Raw genomic sequence first — 603 nt, 5'->3', positions numbered from 1 at the left:
AGGCCACGCGGTAGAACTCGTCCAGCACCGTCTTGTGGAAGCGCTCGACGATGCCGTTCGTCTGCGGGCTTTTGGTCCCGGTGCGGGAATGGTCCACGTCCTCGACCGCCAGATAGAGCTCGTATTCGTGGTGCTCCGGGTTGCCGCAATAGTCCGTGCCGCGGTCCGTCAACACGCGGGTGAGCTTCACCTCCTGGGCGTCGTAGAACGGCACCACGCGGTCGTTCAGGAGATCGGCCGAGGGTCAAGGCCGTCTTGCGGTCGTAGAGCGGAGCTGGCTTCTCCGGCGGGCGTAGCCCGTCGGAGAAGCCAGCGGAGAGTTGGCGAAAGCCACCTTGGCGTAGGTGTCGATGAAGGTCTGCTGGTAGATCCGCCCGACCCCCTTCATGTTGCCGACGTAGAACGTGTCCTGCGCGCCGCAGTAGCCCGGGCACTCGCTCTCGAACTCGCCGTGCGCCTCCTTCTCGGTCTTGGCCTTCTCGAGCGCGACAAGCTGGCTCTCGGTCAGCACCAGACCGTCTTGCGCCACCTTGGCCTCCAGCGCCTTGAGCCGCTTCTTTATGGTCTCCAGGTCGTGCCGTTGCCACACGCCGCGCACCCCGG

At 65.3% G+C, this 603-nt stretch carries 1 pseudogene; it reads right to left on the bottom strand.

Annotation, left to right across the window (positions count from 1 at the left end):
• Positions 1 to 603: pseudogene (locus M8523_RS36495) on the bottom strand (transposase family protein); the annotation flags it as partial.

The organism is Lichenifustis flavocetrariae, from assembly GCF_026130545.1.
Lineage (GTDB): Bacteria > Pseudomonadota > Alphaproteobacteria > Rhizobiales > Beijerinckiaceae > Lichenihabitans > Lichenihabitans flavocetrariae.
Note: the sequence above shows the minus strand (reverse complement) of the source record. Positions and strands in the feature narration are given on the sequence as shown.